Raw genomic sequence first — 24,965 nt, 5'->3', positions numbered from 1 at the left:
TGGGTGGACCGGGCCCATCGACCAGGGACAACGTCGCGCACGCTCGCCACTTCGCCCGCTGCTGAGAAAACCCCGATGCGGCATTGGGTGCGTGCAGCGCAACCGATGTGGCATTGGGTGCGTGCGATGCACCCGATGCCACGTTGGGGCGCGGCGACCCGCCCTCGGCGAACCCGGCTCAAGCGCGCGAGGCCAGCTCCGCCGTGCTCAAGCAGGCTGGCAGGTAGGGCACCAATAAAGATTCCGCGCGGCCAATTCCTTCTGCGCCACCGGCGTCCCGCACACCAAACACGGCATCCCGGCCCGCCGGTAGACGTAAACCTCGCCCCCGTGCCGATCCTCCCGGGGAGCCCGCCCCATCGCCGCGGGCAGATGCTCGGGCGCGACCGTGTCGATCCGCCCGGCCCGGACCCCGGCGCGCATCAGCGTCACCAGGTCCGCCCACAGGTCCGCCCACAGCGCCCGATCGAGCGAACGCCCCGGAATCATCGGCGAAATCCCGTGCCGGAACAGCACTTCCGCGCGATAGACGTTCCCGACTCCGGCCAGCACAGCCTGATCCATCAGCAACGCGGCGATCGTCGTGCGAGAGCGCGAAATCCGCTCCCACGCCCGGTCCGGCTTCGCGTCGCGGCGCAGCGGGTCCGGACCGAGGCGGGCCTTGATCGCGTCGACCTGCGTCGGATCCAGCAGTTCGCACCGGGTCGGGCCGCGCAGATCAGTCCAGTGGGTGCGGCCGACGAGCCGCATCCGCACCTGGCCGACCGGCTCGGTCTCCGGCAGCTCCGCCTCGCCGAACGTGCCGTACAGACCTAAGTGGACATGGACTGTCCCCGCCGGACCGTAGTTGTGGAACAGGTGCTTCCCGTACGCCTCAGCGGAAACGAGCACCTGCCCGTCGAGTTTCTCCGCCTCCGCGGCGAACCGGCCCTGCGGGCTGCTGAGCCCGACCGGTCCGCCGGCGTACCGGCGTTGGTGGAGACGGGCCAGCCGATGGAGCGTGTGCCCCTCGGGCATCAGGCCTCCGGCAGGGCGGGCGGGGTGCCGGTGCGCTCGTAGTCGAGCAGCTGGCGCACGCGCCGCGCGTGGCGTTCGTCCGGGTCGACCGGCGTGGCCAGGAACGCGTCGACGATCTCGGTCGCCTGCTCCTCCGAGTGCATGCGGGCACCGACGCCCAGCACCTGGGCGTGGTTGTGCTGCCGGGTCAGCTGCGCGGTTTCGACGCTCCAGCCGAGCCCGGCGCGGATGCCCGGCACCTTGTTGGCGGCGATCTGCTCGCCGTTGCCGGACCCGCCGATGACGATCCCGAGGCTGCCCTCGTCGGCGGCCACGCGACGCGCGGTTTCGACGCAGAACGCCGGGTAGTCGTCGGCCGCGTCGTAGACGAACGGGCCGATGTCGGTCACCTCGTGCCCCTGTTCGCCGAGGTGGCGGACAAGGTGGTTCTTCAGCTCGAAACCGGCATGGTCGGATCCCAAGTAGACGCGCACAGCGGGAGTGTGCCATCTCGCCGCCGACCCGGCATGCTCCGGGGGTGGACATCGCAGCGCAGCACGGCGCGGACGTGCGACTCGAATGGGGCGCCGAAGGCGTCGGAATCCTCGGCCGGGAATGCGCCGTGCTGATCATCGTGGACGTGCTTTCTTTCAGCACCACAACGGATCTCGTCGTCAGCCGCGGCGGCCGCGTGCTGCCGGTGCGATGGCGCGACGAACGCGGGATCGCCGAGGCGCGCGGAGCGGGCGCAGTGGTCGCGGGCGAAGGGGAATGGACGCTCCGGCCGTCTTCTGTGACGGAGATCCCGTCCGGCACTCTGCTCGCTCTCCCCTCCCCCAATGGTGCGACGCTCTGCGCGGCCGCGGCGAAAACCGGCGCGCACGTATTGGCCGGTTGCCTGCGGAATGCGTCGGCGACCGCGGCGAAAGCCGAAGAAATCGCCGCCGGGCAGCCGATCGGCGTCATTCCCGCCGGGGAACGCTGGGGTGTGGACATGTTCGGAGAAGGCGCGGAATCCGGTCCGCTGCGGCCGTGCGTCGAGGACCAGCTCGGCGCGGGCGCGATCGTCAGTGCGCTGACCGGCTCGCGGTCCGCCGAAGCCGCGCTCTCGGCGGCTGCCTGCGCGGCCACCGACGTACCGGCCGCGCTGCGCGGCTGCACCTCCGGCCGGGAACTCGCCGCGACCGGCCACGGAACCGACGTAATTCTCGCCGCGCAGCACGACGTCAGCGATAGCGTGGCGAGGCTGTCACGCGGAATTCTGGAGGGGCCATGAGCTGGACCGAGGTGGCCGACCGGGTTTTCGCCCGCCGGTACGACGAGCTGGACCTCACCACCGGCTTGGTGCTCGGCCAGGAGCAATGCCTGGTGATCGACACTCGCGGCGACGTCGACCAGGGCGCCGAATTCGCCGCCGCGGTCCGCGAGCTGACCGAGCTGCCGTGGTCGGTCGTCTACACGCACGCGCATTTCGACCACGCCTTCGGCACCACGCCGTTCCTGCCGTGCGACGTCTGGGCCCACCCCGGCTGCCTGCGCGCGATGCTGAAGAACGGCGAAGCGGACAAACAAACCTGGGCCGCCCATTACCGCGAAGAGGGCAAGCCCGACATCGCCGGCGCCATCGAGCGCACCGGGCTCATGCCGCCGGACCGGCTGGTCGAGGACCGCGCCGAACTCGACCTCGGCGGCCGCACCGTCACCCTCGTGCACCCGGGCCCCGCGCACACCGACCACGACCTTCTGGTGCACGTGCCGGACGCCGAAGTCGTCTTCGCGGGCGACGTCGTGGAGCACGGCCCGCACGGCTTCACCGCGTACTCATTCGGCCCGGACGACCAGCTCGACGCGTGGGCCGCGGCGATGGACGCGCTGCTCGCGCTCGAACCGCGCGTCGTGGTGCCCGGGCACGGCGACCCGGTGGATGCGGCGTTCGTGCGGACACATCGGGGTGGGCTGCTGCGCCTGCATGAGCTGAAGGCGCGCGGGGCGTCGCGTGAGGAGGCGTTGCGCAGCTCGCCGTATCCGGAAGAAGTCACCAGGGCGGCACTGGGGTTCTCGTGAGTGTTTATGCCGGTTAGAACCGGCATAAACACCCACGACGGGTCAGTCGAAGTTCAGCTCGCCGGTCCGGGTGCGCTTCAGCTCGAAGAAGTCCGGGTAGCTGGCCAGCGCGACCGCGCCGTCGAACACCTTCAGCGCGTCCTCGCCCCGCGGGATCGACGACAGCACCGGGCCGAAGAACGCGCTCCCGTTGACGTGGATGGTCGGCGTGCCGACGTCCATGCCGACCGGGTCCATGCCCTCGTGGTGGCTCTTGCGCAGCGCCTCGTCGTACTCGGTCGATTCGCCCGCCTCGGCGAGTTCGGCCGGGGCGCCGATCGCGGCCAGCGCCTCCTTGATGACGAGCTTGCGGTCCTCGTTGTGCTGGTTGTGGTAGCGAGTGCCGAACTCGGTGTAGAAGTCGCGCACGGCTTCCTGGCCCCGGGTCTGCGCCAGCGCGGTCGCGACGCGGACCGGAGCCCAGCCCTCGCTCAGCAGCTCCTGGTACCGCTCGGGCAGGTCTTCGCGGCCTTCGTTCAGCACCGAAAGGCTCATCACCCGGAAGGTCAGGTCCAGCTCGCGGTGCTTCTCGACTTCCAGGATCCACCGCGACGAGATCCACGCGAACGGGCAGATCGGGTCGAAGTAGAAGTCCACCGTGGTGGGCTGGGACGAGTCAGTCATTTTTCACGGGCTCCTCGGCGAGGCTGCTCCCCGGCGCGCGCCGAGGGCGGGGCGAACCCCCGCACTGCGAGGCAACGCGGCGGCCCCTCCGCATTGTTCCCTGGTCGCCCCTTCCGGGCGCGTCATGATTGGATGCTGAACGTCGTGCCCACCGGATCCGAAGACCAGAGGTGCCCGTGCCCGCCCCCAACCTGACGCGTGACGAAGCCAAGCAGCGCTCCGGCCTGCTGGACGTGTCGTCCTACGACATCGAGCTGGACCTGACCGACGGCAGCGGCCGTCCCGGGGAGAAGACGTTCCGCTCCACCGCCACGGTGCGGTTCTCCAGCAGCCGTCCCGGCGAAGCGTCGTGGATCGACCTCGTCGCCGAAGGCGTCCGCTCCGCCGTGCTGAACGGCACTGAGCTCGACGTCAGCGGCTACGTCGAGGAAAAGGGCATCGCGCTGCCCGGCCTTGCCGCGGAGAACGAACTCGTCGTCACCGCGGACTGCCGCTACATGAACACCGGCGAGGGCCTGCACCGGTTCGTCGACCCGGTCGACGACGGCGTGTACCTCTACACGCAGTTCGAAACCGCTGACGCAAAACGCATGTTCGCCTGCTTCGACCAGCCGGACCTCAAGTCCGTCTACCGGCTCGCGGTGCACGCCCCGCGCGATTGGAAGGTCGTTTCCAACGCGCTCGTCGAAAGCGCCGAGGACACCGAGGACGGCGCGCGCCGCACGCAGTTCGCCGAATCCGAGCGCATCTCCACCTACCTGGTGGCGCTCGTCGCGGGCCCGTACGCGGAATGGACCGACGAGTTCCGCGACAAGCACCGCACCATCCCGCTCGGCATCTACTGCCGCGCGTCGCTCGCCGAGCACATGGACGCGGAGCGGCTGTTCGTCGAAACCAAGCAGGGTTTCGCCTTCTACCACGAGAAGTTCGGCACCCCGTACCCGTTCTCCAAGTACGACCAGCTGTTCGTGCCGGAGTTCAACGCGGGCGCGATGGAGAACGCCGGCGCGGTCACCTTCCTTGAGGACTACGTCTTCCGCAGCCGCGTCACCCGCTACGCCTACGAGCGGCGCGCCGAGACGCTGCTGCACGAGATGGCGCACATGTGGTTCGGCGACCTGGTCACCATGCGCTGGTGGGACGACCTGTGGCTGAACGAGTCGTTCGCGACCTTCGCGAGCGTGTTCGCCCAGGCCGAGGCGACCGAGTACAAGAACGCCTGGACCAGCTTCGCGAACATCGAGAAGTCCTGGGCCTACCGGCAGGACCAGCTGCCCTCGACGCACCCGATCGCGGCCGACATCGTCGACCTGCACGCGGTCGAGGTCAACTTCGACGGCATCACCTACGCCAAGGGCGCGAGCGTGCTGAAGCAGCTGGTGTCCTACGTGGGCATCGAGCACTTCCTCGACGGCCTGAAGGTGTACTTCGGCAAGCACGCGTGGGGCAACGCCACGCTGGCCGACCTGCTGGCGGCGCTGGAAGAGGCCTCCGGCCGCGACCTGTCGTGGTGGAGCGCGGAATGGCTGGAGACCACTGGCCTCAACTCGCTCAGCCCGCGCTACGAGATCGCCGCCGACGGCACCTTCGCGTCGTTCGCCGTCGTGCAGACCGGCGCGAAGCCGGGTGCCGGCGAACTGCGCACGCACCGCGTCGCGGTCGGCGTGTACAACGAGGACGGCGACGGCAAGATCGTCCGCACCCGCCGCGTCGAACTGGACGTCACCGGCGAGCGCACCGAGGTCCCGGACCTGGCCGGCCAGGCCGCGGGCAAGCTCGTGCTGGTCAACGACGACGACCTGACCTACTGCCGGATGCGGCTGGACCCGGCGTCGCTGACCACGCTGATCGACCGGATCGGCGACATCACCGAATCGCTGCCGCGCACGCTGTGCTGGTCGGCGGCCTGGGAGATGACGCGCGAGGCCGAACTGAAGGCTCGCGACTTCGTGACGCTGGTGGCGCGCGGGATTCACGCCGAGAGCGAGGTCGGCGTGGTACAGCGGTTGCTGCTGCAGGCGCAGACTGCGCTCAACTCTTATGCGGACCAGAAGTGGGCCGCTGCGGAGGGGTGGCCTGCGTTGAGCGGGCGGTTGCTGGAGCTGGCCCGGACCGCGGAGGCCGGGTCGGACCACCAGCTGGCGTTTGTGAACTCGCTGGCCGGTGGCGTGCTGAGCGAGGAGATTCTGGCGGAGATCGCTGGGTGGCTGGACGGGTCCGCGCCGTTGCCGGGGCTGACCGTCGACACCGATCTGCGCTGGCGATTGCTGCAGGCGTTGGTGGCACACGGCAAGGCCGGCGAGTCTGAGATCAATGCCGAACAGCAGCGCGACGACACTGCTGCCGGGCGGCGTCACGCGGAGCGTTCGCGCGCACTGCAGCCGACTGCTGAGGCCAAGGCTGATACCTGGCAGCGGGCTATTTACGATGACGAGATCCCGAATGCCGTCAGTGATGCGTTGATTTCTGGGTTCTCGCATCCGGGGCAGAAGCATTTGCTCGGGGAGTACATCGAGCGGTACTTCGAGGTTATCGACGATGTTTGGGCCCGGCGGTCCAGTGAGCGGGCGCAGCCTACGGCGATCGGGTTGTATCCGTCGTGGGCGGTTGAGCCTGCGACGGTGAATGCTTCGGATGAATGGCTCGAAGGGGATCACCCGGCCGCGTTGCGGCGGCTGGTCTCTGAGGGGCGGGCGGGGATTGTCCGGGCGTTGGCTGCTCGGGACTTTGACAGTCAGGCCTGAGTTGGTGCTTCGGCCATCGGCTGCGGTTTTGTTCGTGGTCGGTGGTTGCGTGGGGCACCCCGAAGCTTGAGTGTGCTGACGGTTCGGGGGTGCTTGCCCAGGCGGGAAAGATGCCTTGACAAGCACCCCCGAACCGCAGAGAGGCTTCGTATCGGGGCGCAAGGGCCAGGGCTGGGCGCCTCGACGGTCGGGCGCACCGGCTGCCGTTCCCGGGCGGGGCCTGGTGCCCTGATGTGACGTTCGGTGCGTCCCACGCACCCAATGCCACATTGAGGCGGCATCCCCGGCGGCCGCGGCCCAGGCCGGGCGGGTGGTCCGTGAAGGACCCCTTGGGGGAACCCAAGTACGTGACGGTGCCCCTCACGTACGGCGGCGGGTCGTGAGGGGAACCCTGAGGGAATCAGAGTCAATGAGGGTGGCCCTCACTGACGGCGGGGGTCCGAACGTAGAAGAGCCGTCCCGCTGCCAGCGGGACGGCTCTTGGCGTTTGCGGGTCAGTGCTTCGGGGCGGGGCCCGCCTGGTCGCTCAGCATGCGCAGGGCGTTGACCAGGCCACCGGTCAGATCGCCTTCCTTGAAGGAAGCCACCATGCTCGCCACGGCCAGGTTCGCGCCGCGGTCGGGCAGGCGCGAGTGGGCGCGCTCGCCGGTGACGATCTCGATCGCGCGCTGGGCGGGGGAAACGCCGAGCAGCACCGCGTTCGAGGGGTCGTCGGTGGCGGCGTGCAGCTTTTCCGCGCCGGCGCGGGTGTCTTCGCCCAGGTCGCCGAGATAGATGCTGAAGCCGAGGCCGGTTTCGCGCGTCGCGAAGGTCAGGGCCTCGTCAAGACGGGCGAGCTGCTGCACCGTGAACGGGCTCGTGGGGGCCGCGGGCTCGTACATCTTCGCCGCGGACAGCCTGCCGCTGTTGGTGATGACCTCGCCGAAGGCCAGGTCCTTTTCCGCGACCGCGGTCCGGGTCACCTCACCACTTGCCACGAGCGCCTCCTGCGGCCGTCGAAGCGCCCGCGGGCGCCGCATTCACGTCAACCGCCGGGCCGTGGCCGGCTCCTACGCCGTCCGGGTTGGCGGTCCACCACATCGCGGGGTATTCCCACGGCTGCCCCGGCCGGTACCGCGGCGTCCCCGAGAACTTCTTCCGCAAGGTCGCGGCGCCGACCACGAAGTAAATGGCCCCGGGGATGACCGCGTAGACCAGGATCGTCTCGACAACGTTCACGCCGGTGAGCGTATCGGATGCCTCCGGCAGCCACCGCGCGACACCGGCGACCGGGGGCGACCGTTCGTCGTCGCTGAGGCGCCGTCCGCCGCTTGGCCCGCGACCACTGGAACGTTGGGGCGAAGGGCTGCGGGCCGAAAGATGGCAACTCGCCGTACAGGCGGCCGTACCGGGCGATACCTGCTTGTCCGAACCGTGAAATCCTCGTAGCTTTTTCACCTGTACGGGCCTTGCGCCCGCCTCCCCAGCCCCAGCCCGTCACGCACCGGTCCCAGGAGGACACCTCATGCAGAGCGTCCAGCCCCCCGCTCAGGCGATCACCGAGACCATTTCGTCACCCAGCGAGACCGGATTCGTGCCCGGAACGCGGGTCACCTCCGGCACCAGGGTTACGCGGGGCACTCAAGTCACCCGCGGAACCCGGGTCACCGCGGGCACTCGCGTGACAATGGGTACCCGGGTCACCATGGGAACTCGAGTCACCAGGGGAACCCGCGTTACCCGCGGGACCCGCGTCACGGCCGGAACTCGCGTCACGATGGGCACCCGCGTCACGATGGGCACCCGCGTCACGATGGGCACCCGCGTCACGCGCGGAACCCGCGTCACCCGGGGCACGCGCGTCACGGCAGGCACCCGCGTCACGGCAGGCACCCGCGTCACCTGCGGCACCCGGGTCACGATGGGCACCCGCGTCACCTGCCAGGCCGACTACAGCCTCGCCGCCTGAGCACAGCCAGCACCGGAACAGAGACGTCGAGCACGACCCATCGGCTCGCCCCGGCCGCCGCACAGGCAGCCGGGGCGCCGGCGTCTCCGGAGCCGGGCGGCTAGGCCGCCGAGCCGAGATACGGCCGCCACAGCGGGTCGGCCTCTGTGGAATGCGCCAGCAGCCGCCAGTGCGGGCCGTGCGGGGCGCGGGGGACCACGCGCAGCCGCCAGCCGATCTCCGACAGGAGCCGGTCGGCCTTGCGGTGGTTGCATTTCGCGCAGCAGGCGACGCAGTTGGTCCAGCTGTGCGGTCCTCCCTTGCTGCGCGGGACGACGTGATCGATAGTCTCCGCGCGCCCGCCGCAGTAGGCGCAGCGGTGCCGGTCGCGGTGCATCAGCCCGGCCCGGGTGAGCGGCACCTGCGCCCGGTAGGGCACCCGCACGTACGTGCTGAGCCGGATCACCGAGGGAACGGGCAGCGACACCGTCGCGGCGTGCAGTTCGACGCCGCCCGGATCGCCGTGGACGACCTCCGCCTTGCCGCACATGACGAGCACCACCGCGCGCCGCATGGGCACCGCGGTCAGCGGCTCGAAAGTGGCGTTGAGCAGGAGGACCCTGCGACGGCCCCATGCCGGGGCTCCCGGATCGCGGGCTCTACGCTGTCCGGGCGGACGGGAAGCTCCCCCTGGACGGGTCCCCGGCCCGGACGGGACGGAGCCGCCGGATGCGGACCCTCCCGGGCAGGCACGCAGGATCGCCTCCGGCGGCAGCTCGGCCATGGCTTGGCCGGCGCCGCCGAGGGGGACGGGTTGTCGGTCTGGCACTCGACCACCTCCACCGGTGCAGGCATAGTCGACCACACATCAGGGCCCCCGCGCACGCGTGTTCTGTGACGTGTCACATACCCGCGACCCGGCGGCCACCCCGCGGCCGCCTGCCCGCTGCCGGGACCAGAACCGAAAAAGCCCAGCTACCACCCTCAATCGAGCGGCCGCGCCGCGAAGGAAGGACCAATCAGCCAGTGAATGCCGTGCTCAGCGCTCCGCCCAGCTGCATCTCCGAAACCGGGTCGTGGTGCGCCCAGATCTATTCGGTCACGCACAACGAGTGGCTCGCCGCGTCGGCGGGCTGGCTCGTCACGAAGCCGCTCAAGATCATCATGATCCTCGTCATCGCCTTCGTGGTGCGCTATCTCACCAAGCGGTTGATCGAGCGGGTCACGACGCTTCCGGCCTCGGGCAGCGACGGCAAGATCCCGTCGCTGTTGAGACCGCTGCGCGAGCGCGCGCCGGAGATGCTCGGGTCCGCCGTGGTGGAGCGCCGCAGGCAGCGCGCCAAGACGATCGGCTCGGTGCTGAAATCGATGGCGACGTTCCTGATCTACGGCCTCGCGTTCATCCTCGTGCTGGGCGAACTGGGCATCGACCTGGCCCCGATCATCGCCTCGGCCGGGATCGTCGGCGTCGCGCTCGGGTTCGGCGCGCAGAATCTGGTCAAGGACTTCCTTTCCGGGATGTTCATGATGATCGAGGACCAATACGGCGTCGGCGACGTCGTGGACGTCGGCGAGGCCACCGGGACCGTGGAGGCGGTCGGCCTGCGCATCACCACCCTGCGCGACCTCAAGGGCACCGTCTGGTACGTCCGCAACGGCGAGGTGCTGCGCGTCGGCAACTCCAGCCAGGGCTTCGCCTACGCCGTGGTGGACGTCCCGCTGAGCTACTCCGCGGACGTCGACAAGGCCACCGAGGTGCTCAGCGGCGCCGCCACGAAGGCGGTCGAAGCCGACGCGCTCTCGGCGAACGTGCTGGAGCCGCCGGAGATGCTCGGCGTCGAACAGGTCACGCCGGAGGGCATCATGGTGCGCCTGACGGTCAAGGTGCGACCGGGCAAGCAGTGGGCAGTCCAGCGGAAGCTGCGCGGGCAGCTGCTCGGCGCGCTGGAGGAGGCCGGTTTCGAACCGCCGCTCGGCAGGCTGCTGTCGTCGATGCAAGACAAACAGTCCGGCGCGCCGCGGAGCTGAGGCAGGGCAAGATGGAGGTGTGTCGACTGTGAGCGAGCCGGAACCGGCGAACCTGTACGAGGCGGTGGGCGGCGAGCCGACCTTCCGCCGGATCATCAAGCGGTTCTACGAGGAAGTGGCCCGCGACGAGGTGCTGCGCCCGCTCTACCCGGAGGAGGACCTCGGCCCGGCGGAGGAACGGTTCCGGCTGTTCCTCATCCAGTACTGGGGCGGTCCGCACACCTACTCCGACCAGCGCGGCCACCCGCGGCTGCGGATGCGGCACGCGCCGTTCAAGATCGGCCCGATCGAGCGCGACGCCTGGCTGCGCTGCATCCGGATCGCGATCGACGAGGAGAACCTGCCCGAGCCCTACCTCAGCCAGCTGTGGGCGTACCTGGAAATGGCCGCGCACAGCATGATGAACAGCTTCGTCTGATGAGACGCGGGGTCGCGGGACGGCGGCCGGAGCGCCCGCCGCGGCCGTCGTGGTGGTCGGACGCGGTGTTCTACGAGATCTACGTGCGGTCGTTCGCCGATTCGGGCGAGGACGGCATCGGCGATCTGGAGGGCGTCCGCAGCAAGCTCGGCTACCTGGAGCTGCTGGGCGTCGACGCGCTGTGGCTGACGCCGTTCTACCCCTCGCCGATGGCCGACCACGGCTACGACGTCGCCGACCCGCGCGGCGTCGACCCGATGTTCGGCACCCTCGGCGACTTCGACGTGCTGCTCACCGAGGCGCACCGGCGCGGCATCCGGGTCACCGTGGACGTCGTGCCGAACCACACGAGCAACCAGCACGCGTGGTTCAAGTCCGCGCTGGCCGCCGGGCCGGGCAGCCCGGAACGAGAGCGCTACCACTTCCGCGACGGCCGCGGTCCCGGCGGGGCGGAGCCGCCCAACAACTGGGTCAGCGTGTTCGGCGGCCCGGCGTGGACGCGGGTGCCGGACGGGCAGTGGTACCTGCACCTGTTCGCGCCGCAGCAGCCGGACCTGAACTGGGCCAATCCGGACGTCCGCGCCGACCTCGAACGCACCCTGCGGTTCTGGCTCGACCGGGGCGTGGACGGGTTCCGGATCGACGTCGCGCACGGGATGGCCAAACCCGCCGGGCTGCCCGGCATGGACCCGGGCACGCCCGCGCACGGCGGCGGCGCGCCCGGCGACCCGCGCTTCGACGACGACGGCGTGCACGAGGTGCACCAGCTGATCCGCAAGGTGCTCGACGAGTACCCGGACGCGATGGCCGTCGGCGAGATCTGGGTGCAGGACGAGGAGCGGCTGGCCCGCTACCTGCGGCCGGACGAGCTTCATCTGGCGTTCAACTTCCGCCTGGTGCTCACCCATTTCGACGCGGACGCCCTGCGCACGTCGATCGAACGCTCGCTGGCGGTGCCGCGTTCGGCGGGCGCACCGGCGACCTGGACGCTGTCCAACCACGACGTCTGGCGCGCGGCGAGCCGCTACGGCGGCGGCGCGGCCGGGGTCCGCCGGGCGCGTGCGATGGCGCTGGTGGAACTCGCCCTGCCCGGCGCGGTCTATCTGTACCAGGGCGAGGAGCTGGGCCTGCCGAACGCCGATCTGCCGCTTGAGGCGATGACCGACCCGCGCGCCCGCTCGCAGGGCCCGGAGTTCAGCCGCGACGGCGAACGCGTGCCGCTGCCCTGGGAGGGCACGCTCCCGCCGTACGGGTTTTCGCGCACCGCGCAGACCTGGCTGCCGATGCCCGCGGACTGGGCGGCGCTCACCGTGGAGCGGCAGCTGGAGGAACCGGAATCGACGCTGTCGCTGTACCGGCGCGCGGTGGAGCTGCGGAAACATCATCCGGCGTTCCGCGGCGGCGACGAGCTGCAGTGGTTCGGCGCGCCCGCGGGCTGCTTCGCGTTCCGCCGCGGCCGGGACGGCCTGATCTGCGCGCTGAACACCTCGGCCAGCTCGATCGCCCTGCCGCCGGGAGAGGTGCTGCTCACCAGCAGCCCGCTGGTGGACGGCAGGCTCGCTCCGGATTCGGCCGCCTGGCTCGGGTGAAGCTCAGCCCGGCTCGGGCGGGCCGGACCGCAGGCGGCGACGCCCGCGGCCCGGCCCGGCCAGGTCAGACGCGGGCACCCGCCTCCAGGCCGAGCATGGCGAGCAATCCCCGCAGGTCGTCGACGTCGTGCGCGTGTCCGGCAACGGTGCGGGCAGCGTGCTCCTGCTGGACGCGCAGGTCCTGTTCGGCGGACACCCGGGCACGGGCGAATTCACTGGTTTCGGCGGACAGCGGACGTCGTTCCGAGCGCATGTCGCTCCTCGTCGAGGTGGAAGGGGCCACCGGCGGCACCGCATGCGGCGGACCCGCCGGGGACGACGCCGGCTCGAACGCCGGCGCACGATGAGACTTCTCGACCCTGTTGACGCTACTCCCCGCCCCCGACCTGCCCGCGAGCCCGTCCCACCCGCGCGCGGGACCGCGTCCACAGTGGACACGCCGGGCGACAGCCCTGGTGAGACCGGCCTGGGCGTGCTTTACTGACGACGGTCGTGTTTTGTGTTCGTGCGGTGGGTACGTCCCGCAGCCACGCTCGCAAGATGTAGCGGGCGTGGTGTTTCTCTTTCCGGAAGGCACACCGTCGGTTGCCAGGCCCGGATGCCGAGGTGGCATCTGTTGTGAGTCCGATGGAGATCGTTTTTATGACGCAAGGCACCGTTAAGTGGTTCAACGCCGAAAAGGGCTTCGGGTTCATCAGCCCGGACGACGGCAGCGCCGACGTCTTCGTGCACTACTCCGAGATCCAGGGCAACGGGTTCCGCAGCCTTGAGGAGAACGCGCGCGTCGAGTTCGAGGTCGGCCAGGGCCAGAAGGGCCCGCAGGCCACCGGCGTTCGCGCCATCTGAGTTTCCCCGGTGTTTCCCCTGGTGCGATTGGCTTTTCGCACCAGGGGACCCACGCCGAAGCGGACTTTTCCGCCCACGGCAGCCGAAACAGCTCGGCATCCCGGTGCGCGCCGGTGAGTTTTCCCGGCCGCGCAAACTCTTCCGCGTCCCGGGAACCCGGACGCGAGATCACCCGTTGACCAGGGCAGGTCGCGACTGGCCTCGAAGCCCTCCCCTGCCCGGTCAGTTCGCAACGCACGGCACGTCCCCGAGGCGGCTCCCCTTCCGCCCGGCCGCGCCGCGCCGGCCTCGGCCCCGCAGAGCGCGGCGGCCGGACCAGCTCGAGGAGGAGCGTTACCCATCGACACCCAGAGCACCCTCCAGCGTCCCCCGAAATCGCCGCAGCCCATGCTCGCCGGCCGCAAGACCGGCACCGAGGCCTTCCTGGTGAAGCTCTTCGCCGTCGTCCCCCTCCTCGCGGTCGCCGCCGCGGTGCCGCTGGCCTGGGGCTGGGGGCTGAGCTGGCTGGACGTCGGCCTCGCCGCCGCGTTCTACTGCGTCAGCGGCCTCGGCATCACCGTCGGCTTCCACCGGTACTTCACCCACGGGGCGTTCCGCGCCCGCCGCGGGCTGCGGATCGCGCTCGCCGTCGCGGGCAGCATGGCCATGCAGGGACCGGTGATCGACTGGGTCGCCGACCACCGCCGCCACCACGCGTACTCCGACCGCGACGGCGACCCGCATTCGCCGTGGCGCTTCGGCACGTCGCCCGCCGCGCTCGCGAAGGGCTTCTGGCACGCGCACATGGGCTGGCTGTTCGGCCGCGACCGGACCAACCCGCGCCGCTTCGCCCCCGATCTGCTCGACGACGCCGACCTGAAGCGGATCGACCGGCTCTTCCCGGTGCTGACCCTCGCGACGCTGCTGGGGCCCGCGCTGCTGGGCGGGCTGATCACGATGACCTGGTGGGGCGCGCTGACCGCGTTCTTCTGGGCCGGGCTGGTCCGGGTCGCCGTGCTGCACCACGTGACCTGGTCGGTCAACTCGCTGTGCCACCTGATCGGCGAGCGCCCGTTCGAGGCGCGCGACCGTTCGGCGAACTTCTGGCCGCTGGCGATCGCGTCGTTCGGCGAGTCCTGGCACAACTCGCACCACGCCGACCCGACGGGAGCCCGGCACGGCGTCGGCCGCGGCCAGCTCGACATCTCCGCGCGGCTGATCTGGATGTTCGAGAAGTTCCGCTGGGCCTCGCACGTGCGCTGGCCCCGGCCCGAACGCCTCGCCCGCAAGCTCAAGGCCGCCTGAGCACCTCCGCCGAGGTGAGATTCGCGGTCGGTGAGGGGAACCCCGCGGGAATCAGATTCCCGCGGGGTTCCCCTCACCGACATCAAGACAGCGGCAGCGCCACTCAGGCCCCGCGGACCCGGTTCTCGAGCCGGGTCCGCAGGTCGCCGTGGCCGGACACCGCCAGCACCGGCCCCGGATTCCCGGCCGTCCCGGCCGAACTCACGACCTCCGCGACGAACCGCCGCACCCGTTCCGGCGCGGGCGTCACGTCGCCGCCCAGCTGGGCCACCGGCTGCGGGGATTCGGCGGGCGTGGTCTCCACCGCCACCGACCAGCCTTGCCGCATCGTCCACAACAGCATCAGATCCCGGCCGGGGTAACGCGGGGACCGGCCGCTCAGCGCGACGTACGCGGTGATCGTGTCGGTGACCTCGCACGACGTGCACTCCACCGACACTCCGACCGCGGCGGCGACCTCGCGCACATACGCGGCCAGCGCTTGCCGCAGCAGCTGCGGGTCGTCGGCGGTGGGCAGGGACATCGGGCGTTCGGGACCGGACAGGAGCATGGGTCTCCTCTTCCGCCGCCGCTTCCGCTTCGCGCGGAAAGCGAACCGGGGTTGTCGAATCGCGCGAAGGCAGGCGGTCGCGATGATCGGGGTCGCACCGGATCGGGCATCCGGCAGCTGGACCGGACACCGACTCTACCCGCTGGGACAAGCCCGCAGCCGGGATCGACCCGTCTGGCCGTCGCCGAAATCGCTCGATCGGCCGCGTCCGCCGGCCAAAGCCGCGCTCGACGTGGCGATCCGCCCGGCGCACAGTCCGATGAGGACGGACGCCGCATTCACCCCGATCGGCCGCCGAAATCGCCGCCGTCGGCCGACTCCGCGATCGACGTCGCGACCCATGCGGCGAACAACCCCGCCTGGACGTAGGGCGCGGCCTCGCCCACCGCGCGCACCACCGACCGGGCGCGCCCCGGTGCGGGTTCGGCTTCCGGCGCGGGATCAGCGGCCGCGGGCCGGTCAGTGCGCCACGGCGTCTCCTCGGGCCGGACCTCGGCGAGGAAGTCCGCGGTCGGGTCGCCGTCCGGTTCGGTCATGCCGTTCACGATGACACCACCGGACGGCGCCCGCCAGCAGAATCGTCAGAACAACAGCGGCAGCAACGCTTGGCGCCGCTTCAGCACCGCACCGTAACGGGCGTCGAGGCGCAGCCACGAATCGGTGGCGGTCACCCGGATGACGTCGCCGTCGATCGACGAGTCGAACAAGCCCATCCCGGACAGCGCGAACAGGCACCGCATCTGGACCTTGACCTCGAGGTCTCCCCCGGTGACGGTCAGCACCGCCTGGTCCATCAGCGAGGCGGGCGGCGTGCCGTGCGGCCCGGCGTTGTCGCGGGCGAGCGCGACGCCGCGGTCAGCGAGATCCGACACCACGCCGACCGGCAGCTCGTCGATCTTCTGCCACCGGCCGGACACCGGCAGCTCGGCGTGCCACAGCAGATCGCGCGCCGGACCCGGGTCCATCACCTCGCCGCCCGCGACAGCGAGCGCCGCGAGCAGTTCGTTGCCGGACACCGTGACGTCCGCCGGGGTCACCGTCCCCGCCACCGCGCGGGTCGCGAGAACCTCGAACGGCGTGGCCGTCCACGCCTCGACGACGTCCTCGCCCCGGCGGCGCAGCCGGACGGCGGTCGTGCCGTCCAGCCGCACCGCGCGGGCCACGAACGCACTGAGCGTCTCCCGGTCGCCCGGATCGGGAATCCGCAGCTCAGGCATCGGCCAGCACCCGCTTGAGGAATTCGGATTCCTCGTCGCTGAGCCGGCGCGGCCGGAGGTTGGCCGTGTCGTACGGGGCCAGCACGGTTTCCGCGGTCACCGCGACCGGATCGGTCGCGTCCGGGCCGGTCCGCACGACGTACCCGAGCGTCACCGTCGAGGCTTTCAGCTCGGTGAGCGTGATCTCCACGCGCACCGAACGGCCGGGCGCCGCGACGATCGGCGCGCGGTAATGCACGCCCAGCTTCACGACCACGACGCCCTTCGGCAGCTCGGTGAGCCCCGCGCGTTCGGCAGCGCCGAACAGCACGGGCACCCGGGCCTCTTCGAGCAGCGTCACCACGTTCGCGTGGTTGACGTGCCCGTACACGTCCATGTCCGACCATCGCGGCTGGACGTGGGAAACGAATGTCACCGCACCGTGCTCCGGATCTGGCGCGCGGCCACGGACAGCGTCGCGAGGTCGAGCCGCCCGGAACGGGTGATCTCGTCCAGCGCCACGCGCGCCCGCGAAAGCCGCGACGCGTTGGCCTTCTCCCATTGCTCGATCTGCTCGTCGACGGACAAGTCCTGGTCGCTGTGCCGCAGTGCGTCGAGCGCGATCGCGCGCAGCGAACCGTACACGTCGTCGCGCAGCGAGAGCCGGGCGAGGGCGTGCCAGCGGTTGCCGCGTTCCAGCGCGCTGATCTCGGTGAGCATCTTGTCGATGTCCAGGTGGTCCGACAGCGCGAAGTACAGCTCGGCGGTGTCCGCCGGGGTGTGCGTCGCGTCGAGCCCGACCTGCTGTTCGGCCAGCTCCGCCACCTCGACCACGTCGAGCAGGCCGTAGCTGTGCAGCAGCAGTGCCACCCGGCGGGCGAGATCGGCGGGCACGCCCTCCTCGACCAGCGCGGCCGCGTCCTGTTCCACCGACTCCAGTTCGCGCCCGCGCAGCAGCTCGCCCAGCTTCGGGCCGAGTTCCGCGAGCACCGGACCGAACCGGTTGATCTCGGCCAGCGGCGCGAGCGGCTGCGGGCGGTTGGTCAGGAACCAGCGCGCGGCCCGGTCGAGCAGCCGCCGGGTCTCCAGCACCATCCCGTCCGCGACCTCGGTCGGCACCACGTTGTCCAGCGCGTCGATCTCGGTCCACAGCTTCGGCAGGTCGTAGACGTGCGTGACCACCGCGTACGCGCGCACCGCGTCGGTGGCGGTCGCGTTCATCTCCTCCATCAGGCGGTAGACGAACGAGATGCCGCCGCCGTCGACCAGCTCGTTGGTGATGAGCGTGGTGATGATCTGACGGCGCAGCGGGTGCTGCGCGATCGCCGCGGCGAACGGTTCCCGCAGCGGGGCCGGGAAGTACTCCGGCAGCCTGCGGGTGAACACCTCGGACTCGGGCAGGTCGGAGGCGAGCAGCTCGTCCTTGAGGTCGAGCTTCACGTGCGCGAGCAGCGTCGCCAGCTCCGGCGAGGTCAGGCCCTCGTCCGCCTTCTCCAGCGCGCGGAACTGCGACGGGCTCGGCAGCGCCTCCAGCTTGCGGTCGAACGCGCCCTTCGCGACCAGCGCGGACACCTGCCGCGCGTGCACCGACACCATCGGCCCGGCGTGCGCCCGGCTGACGCCGAGCACCGCGTTCTGCCGGTAGTTGTCCGCGAGCACGAGCGCGCCGACCTCGTCGGTCATCTCGCCGAGCAGTTCGTTGCGCCGCGCGTGCTCCAGTTCGCCGCCCGCCACCAGGTGATCCAGCAGGATCTTGATGTTGACCTCGTGGTCGGAGCAGTCGACGCCGGCCGAGTTGTCGAGCGCGTCGGTGTTGATCTTGCCGCCGGTACGGGCGAATTCGATGCGGCCGAGCTGGGTCAGGCCCAGGTTGCCGCCCTCGCCGACGACCTTCACGCGCAACTGGTTGCCGTTGACGCGGATCGCGTCGTTGGCCTTGTCGCCCGCCGCGGCCTGGCTTTCGCTCTCGGCCTTGACGTAGGTGCCGATGCCGCCGTTCCACAGCAGTTCGACCGGGGCCAGCAGGATCGCCTGGATCAGGTCCATCGGCGCGAGTTTCGTGACGCTCTCGTCCAGGCCGAGCGCCGCGCGGACCTGCGGGGTGATCGGGATGGTCTTGGCCGACCGCGAGTAGATCCCGCCGCCCTCGCTGATCAGCGAACGGTCGTAGTCGTCCCACGAGCTGCGCGGCAGGTCGAACAGCCGCCGCCGTTCCGCGTACGACGCCGCGGCGTCCGGGTTCGGGTCGAGGAAGACGTGCATGTGGTTGAACGCCGCGACCAGCCGGATGTGCTCGGACAGCAGCATCCCGTTGCCGAAGACGTCGCCCATCATGTCGCCGATGCCGACGACCGTGAAGTCTTCGGTCTGAGTATCCTTGCCCAGCTCGCGGAAGTGCCGCTTCACGCTCTCCCACGCGCCCTTGGCGGTGATGCCCATGGCCTTGTGGTCGTAGCCGACCGAACCGCCGGAAGCGAACGCGTCGCCGAGCCAGAAGCCGTACTGCGCCGAGACCTCGTTGGCGATGTCGGAGAACTTCGCGGTGCCCTTGTCCGCCGCGACGACCAGGTAGCTGTCGTCGGCGTCGTGGCGCACGACGTCCGGCGCGGGCACGGTTTCGCCCTCGACCCGGTTGTCGGTGAGGTCCAGCAGGCCGGAGATGAACATCCGGTAGCAGGAGATGCCTTCGGTGAGCTGGGCGTCGCGGTCGACCCCGGCGTCGCCGGTCGGGGCCGGCGGGCGCTTCACCACGAAGCCGCCCTTCGCGCCCACCGGCACGATCACCGCGTTCTTCACCGCCTGCGCCTTGACCAGGCCCAGGATCTCGGTGCGGAAGTCCTCCCGCCGGTCCGACCAGCGCAGGCCGCCGCGGGCGACCTCGCCGAACCGCAGGTGCACGCCCTCGACGCGCGGCGAGTACACGAAGATCTCGTACTTCGGGCGCGGCTCGGGCAGCTCCGGCACGCCGCTGGGGTCGAGCTTGAGCGCCAGGTACGGCCGAGGGTTCCCTTCGGCGTCGCGCACGTGGTAATTCGTGCGCAGGGTCGCGTTGATGACCGCGAGCAGCCTGCGCAGGATCCGGTCCTCGTCGAGGCTGGTGACCTCGTCGACCATCGCGGAGATCTCCGCGGTCAGCGATTCCGCGTGCGTCTTCCGGTCCACATCGGACAGTTGCGGATCGCAGCGGGTTTCGAACAGCCGCACCAGTTTCGTCGCGACCTCGGTGTGCTTGACGACCGAGTTCTGGATGTAGGCCTGGGAAAACGGGCTGCGCGCCTGCTGCAGGTACCGGGAGTAGGCCCGCAGCACCGCGGCCTGACGCCAGGTGAGCCCGGCGCGCAGGACGAGACCGTTGAGGTCGTCGACCTCCGCCTCGCCCTGCCACGCCGCGTGGAACGCGTCCTGGAACCGCTCGCGCACCTCGAACGCCGCGGCTTCGTCGGCTTCTTCGAGGCCCTTCTTGTCGACGCGCAGGCCGAAGTCATAGATCCAGCTGGCCCCGCCGTCCTCGCGGAACAGCTCGTAGGGCCGCTCGTCCACCACCTCGACGCCCATCGCCTGCAGCACCGGCAGCACCTTGGACAGGGTGACGCCCTCGCCGCGCAGGTAGAGCTTGAACCGCCGCTCGCCGGGTTCGGCGTCGGCGGGCAGGTAGAACGACAGCGCCAGGTCGCCCTCGTCCGCGAGGGTGTCGAGCTTGGCCAGGTCGGCCAGCGCCTCCTCGGCGGTGAAATCTTCCTTGTACGCCTCGGGGAACACCGCGCCGAAGCGCTGCCCCCGGTCGACCGCGGACTCCTCGCCCATCATCCCGGTGGGGCTGCCGTCGCCGACTCGCTCGCGGCGTTCGGCGATGATCGCCTCGACCAGCCGGTCGTCCCAGCTGCGCACGACGGTGTTCAGGCGTTCCTGGATCCGCAGCGTGTCCGGTTCGACCGCGTTCGACGGGTCGGTGTGCACCATGAAGTGCACCTGCGCGAGCAGCGTTTCGCCGACGCGCGCGCTGTACTCCAGCTGTGTGCCTTCGAGTTCCTCCAGCAGCACTTCCTGCATCGCCAGCCGCGAACGCGTGGTGTAACGGTCGCGCGGGAGGTAGACCAGGCAGGAGTAGAAGCGGCCGTACGGGTCGCGGCGCAGGAACAGCCGCAGCCGGCGGCGGTCGGACAGGGTGATCGCGCCGGTGGTGGTGTAGAAGAGCGAATCGGTGTCCGCGGAGAACAGGTCCGCGCGCGGCCAGTTCTGCAGGACCTCCAGCATCCGCTGGCCGGAGAACGACTCCATCGGGAACCCGGCGCGGTGGATCACCTCGCGCACGCGCTGGCCGACCACCGGGATGTCGAGCACGTTCTCGTGCAGCGCGGTGGTGGTGAACATGCCGAGGAACCGGTGTTCGCCGGTCACCCTGCCGTGCTCGTCGAACGTCTTCACGCCGACGTAATACGGATAGACCGGACGGTGCACCGTGCTCGGCGCGCTGGCCTGGGTGAGCACCAGCAGCGACGGCGCGAGCGCGTCGACCGAACTGTCCGGCCCCGCGGTGAGGCTGCGCGCGGCGAGGCTGTCCTGGCGAAGCACGCCGAGCCCGGACGCGAGAACCGCGCGCAGGGCGGGCTCGTCGCTGTCGGCTTGCGGACTGTCGACCAGTTCGTACTTGCGGTAGCCGAGGAAGGTGAAGTGCCCGTCGGCGAGCCAGCGCAGCAGGCGCGCGCCCTCGGCGACCTCCGCGTCGCTGGGCAGCTTCGGCGGGTGCTGCTCCAGCGATTCCGCGAGCGAGCAGGCCGTCTGCGCCATCTTCTCGGCGTCCTCGACGACCTCGCGCACGTCGCCGAGCACCGACGTCAGCCGGTTGTCCAGCTCGCGCGCCCGCTGCGGGTCGGTGACGAGGTCGATTTCCACCAGCATCCACGATTCCGCGGACGCGCCGGCCGGCGGATCGGCCGGGTCGGCGTCCAGGTGCAGGCCCTCCAGCTCGCCGGTCAGGCCGCGGCTCACCACGACGATCGGGTGCACGATGCGCTGCACCTGCACGCCGTCGCGGGCGAACTCCGCGGTGACGCTGTCCACGAGGTAGGGCATGTCGTCGGTGACGACCTGCACGACGGTCGCGTCGCGCGTCCAGCCGTCCTCGGCGGTGGTCGGGTTCAGCAGCCGGACCGCCGGGCGCCCGGGCATGCGCTGCTTCGCCAGCTGCAGGTGCGACCGCACCGCGCCGACGAGCGCGACCGGGTCGTCGCCGACGATCTCGTCGGCCGGGATGTGCCGGTAGTACAAGCGGATCAGATCCGCGATCTCCGGCGCCTGCGCCGCGGCGGTGTCGATCAGCTCGTCCCGGATCTGCTCCGGGCTGGCCGTCGTGCGGCGGGCGGCGCCGGCTTCGGTGCCGACATCGGGCGGGGACGAAACTCCCGTCGAGCTCATTGAGCAACTCTCCAGTATGCGAGACCGAGATGCGTCCGTCACCACAACGTGCCGGACTTCCCTCACCCTAATCCGCTCTCGACGGCCCCTGTGCGCGGCGGGGAAAGACTTAAGGTTCGGTTCAGGGGTCCCTGCCGACGGGCTCGGGCGGGATCGGTTCAGCTACCGGCGGGTTCGGCGCGGGCGGTTTCCGGCAAAAGGCTTGGCACGAGGCCGGAGCGCCGGTTCCGCGGGCACGGCGGCCGCTTCGGGATCGGTTCAGTGCCCGTATCGCCCGCGGCGAGAACGGAAAAGGTTGCGTCCCTCCCCTGCGAGAATTCCCACCCGGACGGGCTAATTCTTCCGTCGCGGCGGAGGGAGCCGGGGCTTGCGGATGGGGCGACCGCGGATCGGCGGGGCCGGGCGGCTTGTGCCGCCTGATCTCGGCGCGTCCAGCCAGTGACTGGGAAAACCGCTTGGCGCAGCGCAAAACGCGGCGACGTTCCGGCACGGAGGACTCCCGCAGCGGGTCCTGAGGGGAACCCTGAGCGCCTCACGGACCTCGCTGGACCGCGTCCGCGTCGGTGCGCGATCCCCTGCCCTGCCGCGGAATCCACCCGGCCAAGCCAGCGCTTCCCCTGCGGCGCAAGAAATTTCCGGCGCGCGTCAGTCGCCGTTGTTGCGGTGACGGTCCGCGGTCGCGCGGCCGTTGATCGGCTTCGGCTCGTCGTTCGGGCCGAGACGTTTCATCAGCGCGGCCGCGCTCGCGGTGCCCGCCTGGTGTTCGGCGAGGGCGCGGGCGAGCAGTTCGGCGAGACCGGCGTCCGGCGGCGGTTCGTCCTCCGCGATGGCTCGCGCGTAGCCCTCCGGGAACGGCTGCTCCGGCGGCGTCCACGCATCGACGTCGGACAATGGGTCCAGCGCAGGCGGCATCCGCAGTCGCGGCAGCCACGGTTCCTCGACGACCGGCTCTGGTTCCTCCGGCCGCGGCGCGGGGGCCAGTTCCGGCTTCTCCGTCGCCGCGGTTTCCGGTTCCGGCGCGACGGATTCGGGACGTCCGGGCTCGTCGGCCCGGCGCCGTCCGCCGCCTCCGCCGCTCGCGGTGATGCCCAGCCGGTCCAGCACGGACTTCGCGGCGACCGACCCGTGTTCGGCGTCGTGCCGGGTCTTGCGGCCGCGCACGTCGCGGCGGGCCGCTTCTTCCCGGGCCCACTCGGCGCTTTCCCACAACGGCGCGGCGGGCTCGTCCGCGGGAGCCGGGGCGAGCGGCAGCTCCGGCAGGAGGTCCGACAGATCCGGCATCCGCAGCGAGAACCGCGGCGCCTCCTCGGCCGGGGCCCGCGCTTCTTCCGCCGCGCGACGAGGGGCCTCGGCCCGCGCTTCGTCAGCCGCCCGCACCGGTGTCTCCTCGGACTTCGCTTTCTCGTCCCGACCGGCGGGCGCGTCCGCCGCCGACCGACGCGCGGCCGGCGGCTTCTCCGGCCAGCTGACCGGCGTGTTCTCGGCAGGCTGCGCCGTCTCCGCCCGGCGGCGACCCGGCGCGGCCTCGGCGGCCGAGCTCTGCACCGACACGTCCTTGGCGGCCCGTGCCCCAGCAGCGCTGTCCGCTCGACGCGCCGCCGAGACCTGCGCCGACGCACTCTCAGCGACCTGCGCCGGACGTTCTGCCGCAGCTTCCGTCCGGCTGCCCGGCTCCGCAGCCGCCCGCTTCCGCGGCGCGGGCGCTTCGGCGCTCTTCCGCCCGAACGGCCGCGTCCATCCCGGCAGCACCGGCGACTTGCGGTCCTCGGCCCGCCGCCGTCCGCCCGTCCGCGGGGTCTCTTCGGCCGTCTCCCGGATCGCCGGCAGCACCGAGGTCTGCTCGGCCTCCGTCTCCGCCGCGGCCCGCCGGAACGACCACGCCGGCTTCTTGTCCGCCGCCGCGACCCAGGCCGCGGCCGAAACCGGCGCCACCGGCACCTCGACCTGCGCCGGAACGACCGGCAGCGGAGCCGCGACCGGGTCGGGCCGCTCGGCGGGGAGGTCCCGGACCGCCGGCAGCACCGAGGTCTCCTCGGCGGCGACCCTCGGCTCGACCTCCATCGACACCGGACGGCCGTCGCGCGGGGCGGACGCGGCGAGGACGTCGTCGAGGTCCATCGACGCGACCGATTCGGCGCCCAGCTCGCCCGCGATCAGCCCGCAGGCCTGGCGCCGGGCCCGCGCGTGCACGTGTTCCGCGGCCCGCGCCCGGTGCAGGCAGCCAATGGCCTCTTCCGCGCTGCCGAACCGTTCCTCGATCTGCGCCAGCTCCAGCCACAACCGCGCGGTGACCGCCGCGAGCCCGTGCCGGTCGGTGGCCGCGACGGCCTCCCCCACCAGCTCGGCCGCGGCGTCGCCGGCTCCGGAAGGCAGGTGAATGCGCGTCGCCACCGCCAGCCGCAGCCAGGCCGCGGGCGCGACTCCGGCCGCACGGACCGGTTCCCGCAGCACGGGTTCGGCGATGTCGTAAGCCATGTCGGCGTCGCCGCGGTCGAGCAGCGTGCTGACCAGCTGCAGCACGAGCCGGATCCGGACGAGACCGCCGTCGTCGCCGGGCCGGTCCATCTTCTCCAGGAACCCGAGCCCGGTCCGCGCGGCGTCCGCGGCCGCGGTGAGGTCGCCGTGCCGGCGCCGGTGCGCCGCGGTTCCGTTGCGCAGCAGGGCACGCATCAGCAGCCGGTCGTCCGCGTCGAGCGAATCGTCGGCCACCAGCAGCCGGTCCGCCTCGACGAGCACCCGGTCCAGTTCCGCCTTCCGGCCGAACTGGGCGAGGCACCCGACCAGATGGCACAACGCTTCCGCGCGCAGCGACGGCGGCACGTCCTCGGACAGCACCGGCCGCAGCGCGGCCAGCCCCATCAGCGGAACGCCGAGGCTGCGCGCGCAGACTGCGAGGTCGACGCGCAGCCGCGCAGCCGTCGTCGCGTATCCGGCGTGTTCAGCCGCGCGCAAAGCCGCGACCGCGCGGCCGACCGTGGACGTCCGTGCCCCGGTCCGCACGCGAGCGGACACCACGAGCGCTTCCGCCCGGATCCAGTGCCCGTCCGCGCCCGCCGTCTCCGCGAGCGCGGCCGAGCGTTCGCCCAGAACCAAGGACAGCTCGGGCGCCCGCAACCGCAGCGATTCCGCCCGGTCGATGAGCCGGCCGAGGTCGGCGAGGGTCCCGCCACGGGCAACGGCGGGCCGCCCGTCCGCGGTCGCGGACGGGCTGGGCCGGTTGTGCCTGCTGGTTTCCACTCGGGACC

Annotated in this window: 22 protein-coding genes; 9 read left to right on the top strand and 13 right to left on the bottom strand. The window is 71.2% G+C overall.

Translation table 11 applies throughout. The features are described 5' to 3' along the window. Positions 1-207: 207 nt before the first annotated feature. Both BM362_RS35440 and BM362_RS35435 read right to left on the bottom strand, forming a co-directional pair. A complete protein-coding gene (locus BM362_RS35440; protein WP_093576120.1) occupies positions 208-1,017 on the bottom strand; it encodes an Fpg/Nei family DNA glycosylase in 810 nt (269 codons plus the stop codon). Continuing rightward, entirely contained in the window at positions 1,017-1,490 is a 474-nt protein-coding gene (locus BM362_RS35435) for a ribose-5-phosphate isomerase (RefSeq protein ID WP_067584623.1), read from the bottom strand. The genes BM362_RS35440 and BM362_RS35435 overlap by 1 nt, the downstream gene beginning before the upstream one ends. A gap of 44 nt (positions 1,491-1,534) precedes the next feature. Between BM362_RS35435 and BM362_RS35430 the strand changes: the two genes are divergently transcribed. Both BM362_RS35430 and BM362_RS35425 read left to right on the top strand, forming a co-directional pair. Further along, on the top strand, positions 1,535-2,272 hold the full coding sequence (locus BM362_RS35430) for a 2-phosphosulfolactate phosphatase (RefSeq protein ID WP_067584620.1): 738 nt from the start codon (positions 1,535-1,537) through the stop codon (positions 2,270-2,272). After that, complete coding sequence (locus tag BM362_RS35425; protein ID WP_093576119.1) at positions 2,269-3,060, top strand: MBL fold metallo-hydrolase; 792 nt, start codon at positions 2,269-2,271, stop codon at positions 3,058-3,060. The genes BM362_RS35430 and BM362_RS35425 overlap by 4 nt, the downstream gene beginning before the upstream one ends. Positions 3,061-3,102: 42 nt before the next feature. On the opposite strand, the gene BM362_RS35420 is transcribed toward BM362_RS35425, so the two are convergent. Beyond that, a complete protein-coding gene (locus tag BM362_RS35420; protein ID WP_067584614.1) occupies positions 3,103-3,723 on the bottom strand; it encodes a mycothiol-dependent nitroreductase Rv2466c family protein in 621 nt (206 codons plus the stop codon). A gap of 176 nt (positions 3,724-3,899) precedes the next feature. Between BM362_RS35420 and pepN the strand changes: the two genes are divergently transcribed. Continuing rightward, a complete protein-coding gene (gene pepN, locus BM362_RS35415) occupies positions 3,900-6,467 on the top strand; it encodes an aminopeptidase N (RefSeq protein WP_093576200.1) in 2,568 nt (855 codons plus the stop codon). Positions 6,468-6,961: 494 nt separating this feature from the next. Here pepN and BM362_RS35410 read toward each other — a convergent pair whose 3' ends face one another. Both BM362_RS35410 and ctaJ read right to left on the bottom strand, forming a co-directional pair. Next, the gene (locus BM362_RS35410) at positions 6,962-7,444 is read right to left on the bottom strand and encodes a DUF5130 family protein (protein ID WP_093576118.1); all 483 of its coding nucleotides are present in this window, start codon (positions 7,442-7,444) and stop codon (positions 6,962-6,964) included. Beyond that, a complete protein-coding gene (gene ctaJ / locus BM362_RS35405; RefSeq protein WP_037814055.1) occupies positions 7,431-7,685 on the bottom strand; it encodes an aa3-type cytochrome oxidase subunit CtaJ in 255 nt (84 codons plus the stop codon). Before ctaJ ends, BM362_RS35410 begins: the two co-directional genes overlap by 14 nt. Before the next feature lie 466 nt (positions 7,686-8,151). Here ctaJ and BM362_RS50805 point away from each other — a divergent pair, with 466 nt between their 5' ends. After that, complete coding sequence (locus BM362_RS50805; RefSeq protein WP_244287393.1) at positions 8,152-8,415, top strand: hypothetical protein; 264 nt, start codon at positions 8,152-8,154, stop codon at positions 8,413-8,415. 100 nt (positions 8,416-8,515) lie between these two features. Here the strand turns inward: BM362_RS50805 and BM362_RS50385 are convergent, their stop codons facing one another. Beyond that, a complete protein-coding gene (locus BM362_RS50385; protein ID WP_051171840.1) occupies positions 8,516-8,968 on the bottom strand; it encodes an HNH endonuclease in 453 nt (150 codons plus the stop codon). Between the two features lie 452 nt (positions 8,969-9,420). Here BM362_RS50385 and BM362_RS35390 point away from each other — a divergent pair, with 452 nt between their 5' ends. The 3 genes from BM362_RS35390 to BM362_RS35380 are packed head-to-tail and all read left to right on the top strand — an operon-like array spanning position 9,421 to position 12,429. After that, the gene (locus tag BM362_RS35390; RefSeq protein ID WP_067594391.1) at positions 9,421-10,422 is read left to right on the top strand and encodes a mechanosensitive ion channel family protein; all 1,002 of its coding nucleotides are present in this window, start codon (positions 9,421-9,423) and stop codon (positions 10,420-10,422) included. 28 nt (positions 10,423-10,450) lie between these two features. After that, entirely contained in the window at positions 10,451-10,840 is a 390-nt protein-coding gene (locus tag BM362_RS35385) for a globin (protein ID WP_369806064.1), read from the top strand. After that, positions 10,840-12,429, top strand: coding sequence for a glycoside hydrolase family 13 protein (locus tag BM362_RS35380; RefSeq protein ID WP_067594394.1), 1,590 nt, complete (start codon positions 10,840-10,842; stop codon positions 12,427-12,429). The genes BM362_RS35385 and BM362_RS35380 overlap by 1 nt, the downstream gene beginning before the upstream one ends. Positions 12,430-12,493: 64 nt before the next feature. On the opposite strand, the gene BM362_RS35375 is transcribed toward BM362_RS35380, so the two are convergent. After that, on the bottom strand, positions 12,494-12,682 hold the full coding sequence (locus tag BM362_RS35375) for a hypothetical protein (RefSeq protein ID WP_009081303.1): 189 nt from the start codon (positions 12,680-12,682) through the stop codon (positions 12,494-12,496). 389 nt (positions 12,683-13,071) lie between these two features. Here BM362_RS35375 and BM362_RS35370 point away from each other — a divergent pair, with 389 nt between their 5' ends. Together BM362_RS35370 and BM362_RS35365 are read left to right on the top strand one after the other, a co-directional pair. After that, positions 13,072-13,275, top strand: a complete 204-nt coding sequence (locus tag BM362_RS35370; protein WP_037814060.1) for a cold-shock protein — start codon at positions 13,072-13,074, stop codon at positions 13,273-13,275. Between the two features lie 387 nt (positions 13,276-13,662). After that, complete coding sequence (locus BM362_RS35365; protein WP_067594398.1) at positions 13,663-14,559, top strand: acyl-CoA desaturase; 897 nt, start codon at positions 13,663-13,665, stop codon at positions 14,557-14,559. A 103-nt stretch (positions 14,560-14,662) separates the two neighbouring features. Here the strand turns inward: BM362_RS35365 and BM362_RS35360 are convergent, their stop codons facing one another. The 6 genes from BM362_RS35360 to BM362_RS35335 all read right to left on the bottom strand — a co-directional run bounded on the left by BM362_RS35360 (position 14,663) and on the right by BM362_RS35335 (position 24,957). Then, positions 14,663-15,109, bottom strand: a complete 447-nt coding sequence (locus tag BM362_RS35360; protein WP_232792028.1) for a DUF6292 family protein — start codon at positions 15,107-15,109, stop codon at positions 14,663-14,665. Positions 15,110-15,387: 278 nt separating this feature from the next. Continuing rightward, entirely contained in the window at positions 15,388-15,645 is a 258-nt protein-coding gene (locus BM362_RS35355; protein ID WP_093576116.1) for a hypothetical protein, read from the bottom strand. Positions 15,646-15,690: 45 nt separating this feature from the next. Next, positions 15,691-16,326, bottom strand: coding sequence for a DUF8010 domain-containing protein (locus BM362_RS35350; protein WP_067594401.1), 636 nt, complete (start codon positions 16,324-16,326; stop codon positions 15,691-15,693). Next, positions 16,319-16,741, bottom strand: coding sequence for an acyl-CoA thioesterase (locus BM362_RS35345; RefSeq protein ID WP_067594404.1), 423 nt, complete (start codon positions 16,739-16,741; stop codon positions 16,319-16,321). The genes BM362_RS35350 and BM362_RS35345 overlap by 8 nt, the downstream gene beginning before the upstream one ends. Next, positions 16,738-21,720: an NAD-glutamate dehydrogenase gene (locus BM362_RS35340; RefSeq protein WP_093576115.1), complete on the bottom strand. Its 4,983-nt coding sequence runs from the start codon at positions 21,718-21,720 to the stop codon at positions 16,738-16,740. The genes BM362_RS35345 and BM362_RS35340 overlap by 4 nt, the downstream gene beginning before the upstream one ends. Positions 21,721-22,365: 645 nt before the next feature. Next, positions 22,366-24,957, bottom strand: coding sequence for a hypothetical protein (locus BM362_RS35335; RefSeq protein WP_093576114.1), 2,592 nt, complete (start codon positions 24,955-24,957; stop codon positions 22,366-22,368). Positions 24,958-24,965: the final 8 nt, after the last annotated feature.

This window comes from Amycolatopsis rubida, from assembly GCF_900115345.1.
Taxonomy (GTDB): domain Bacteria; phylum Actinomycetota; class Actinomycetes; order Mycobacteriales; family Pseudonocardiaceae; genus Amycolatopsis; species Amycolatopsis rubida.
The sequence above is the reverse complement of the archived record's forward strand: the minus strand, read 5'-3'. Positions and strand labels throughout refer to the sequence as shown.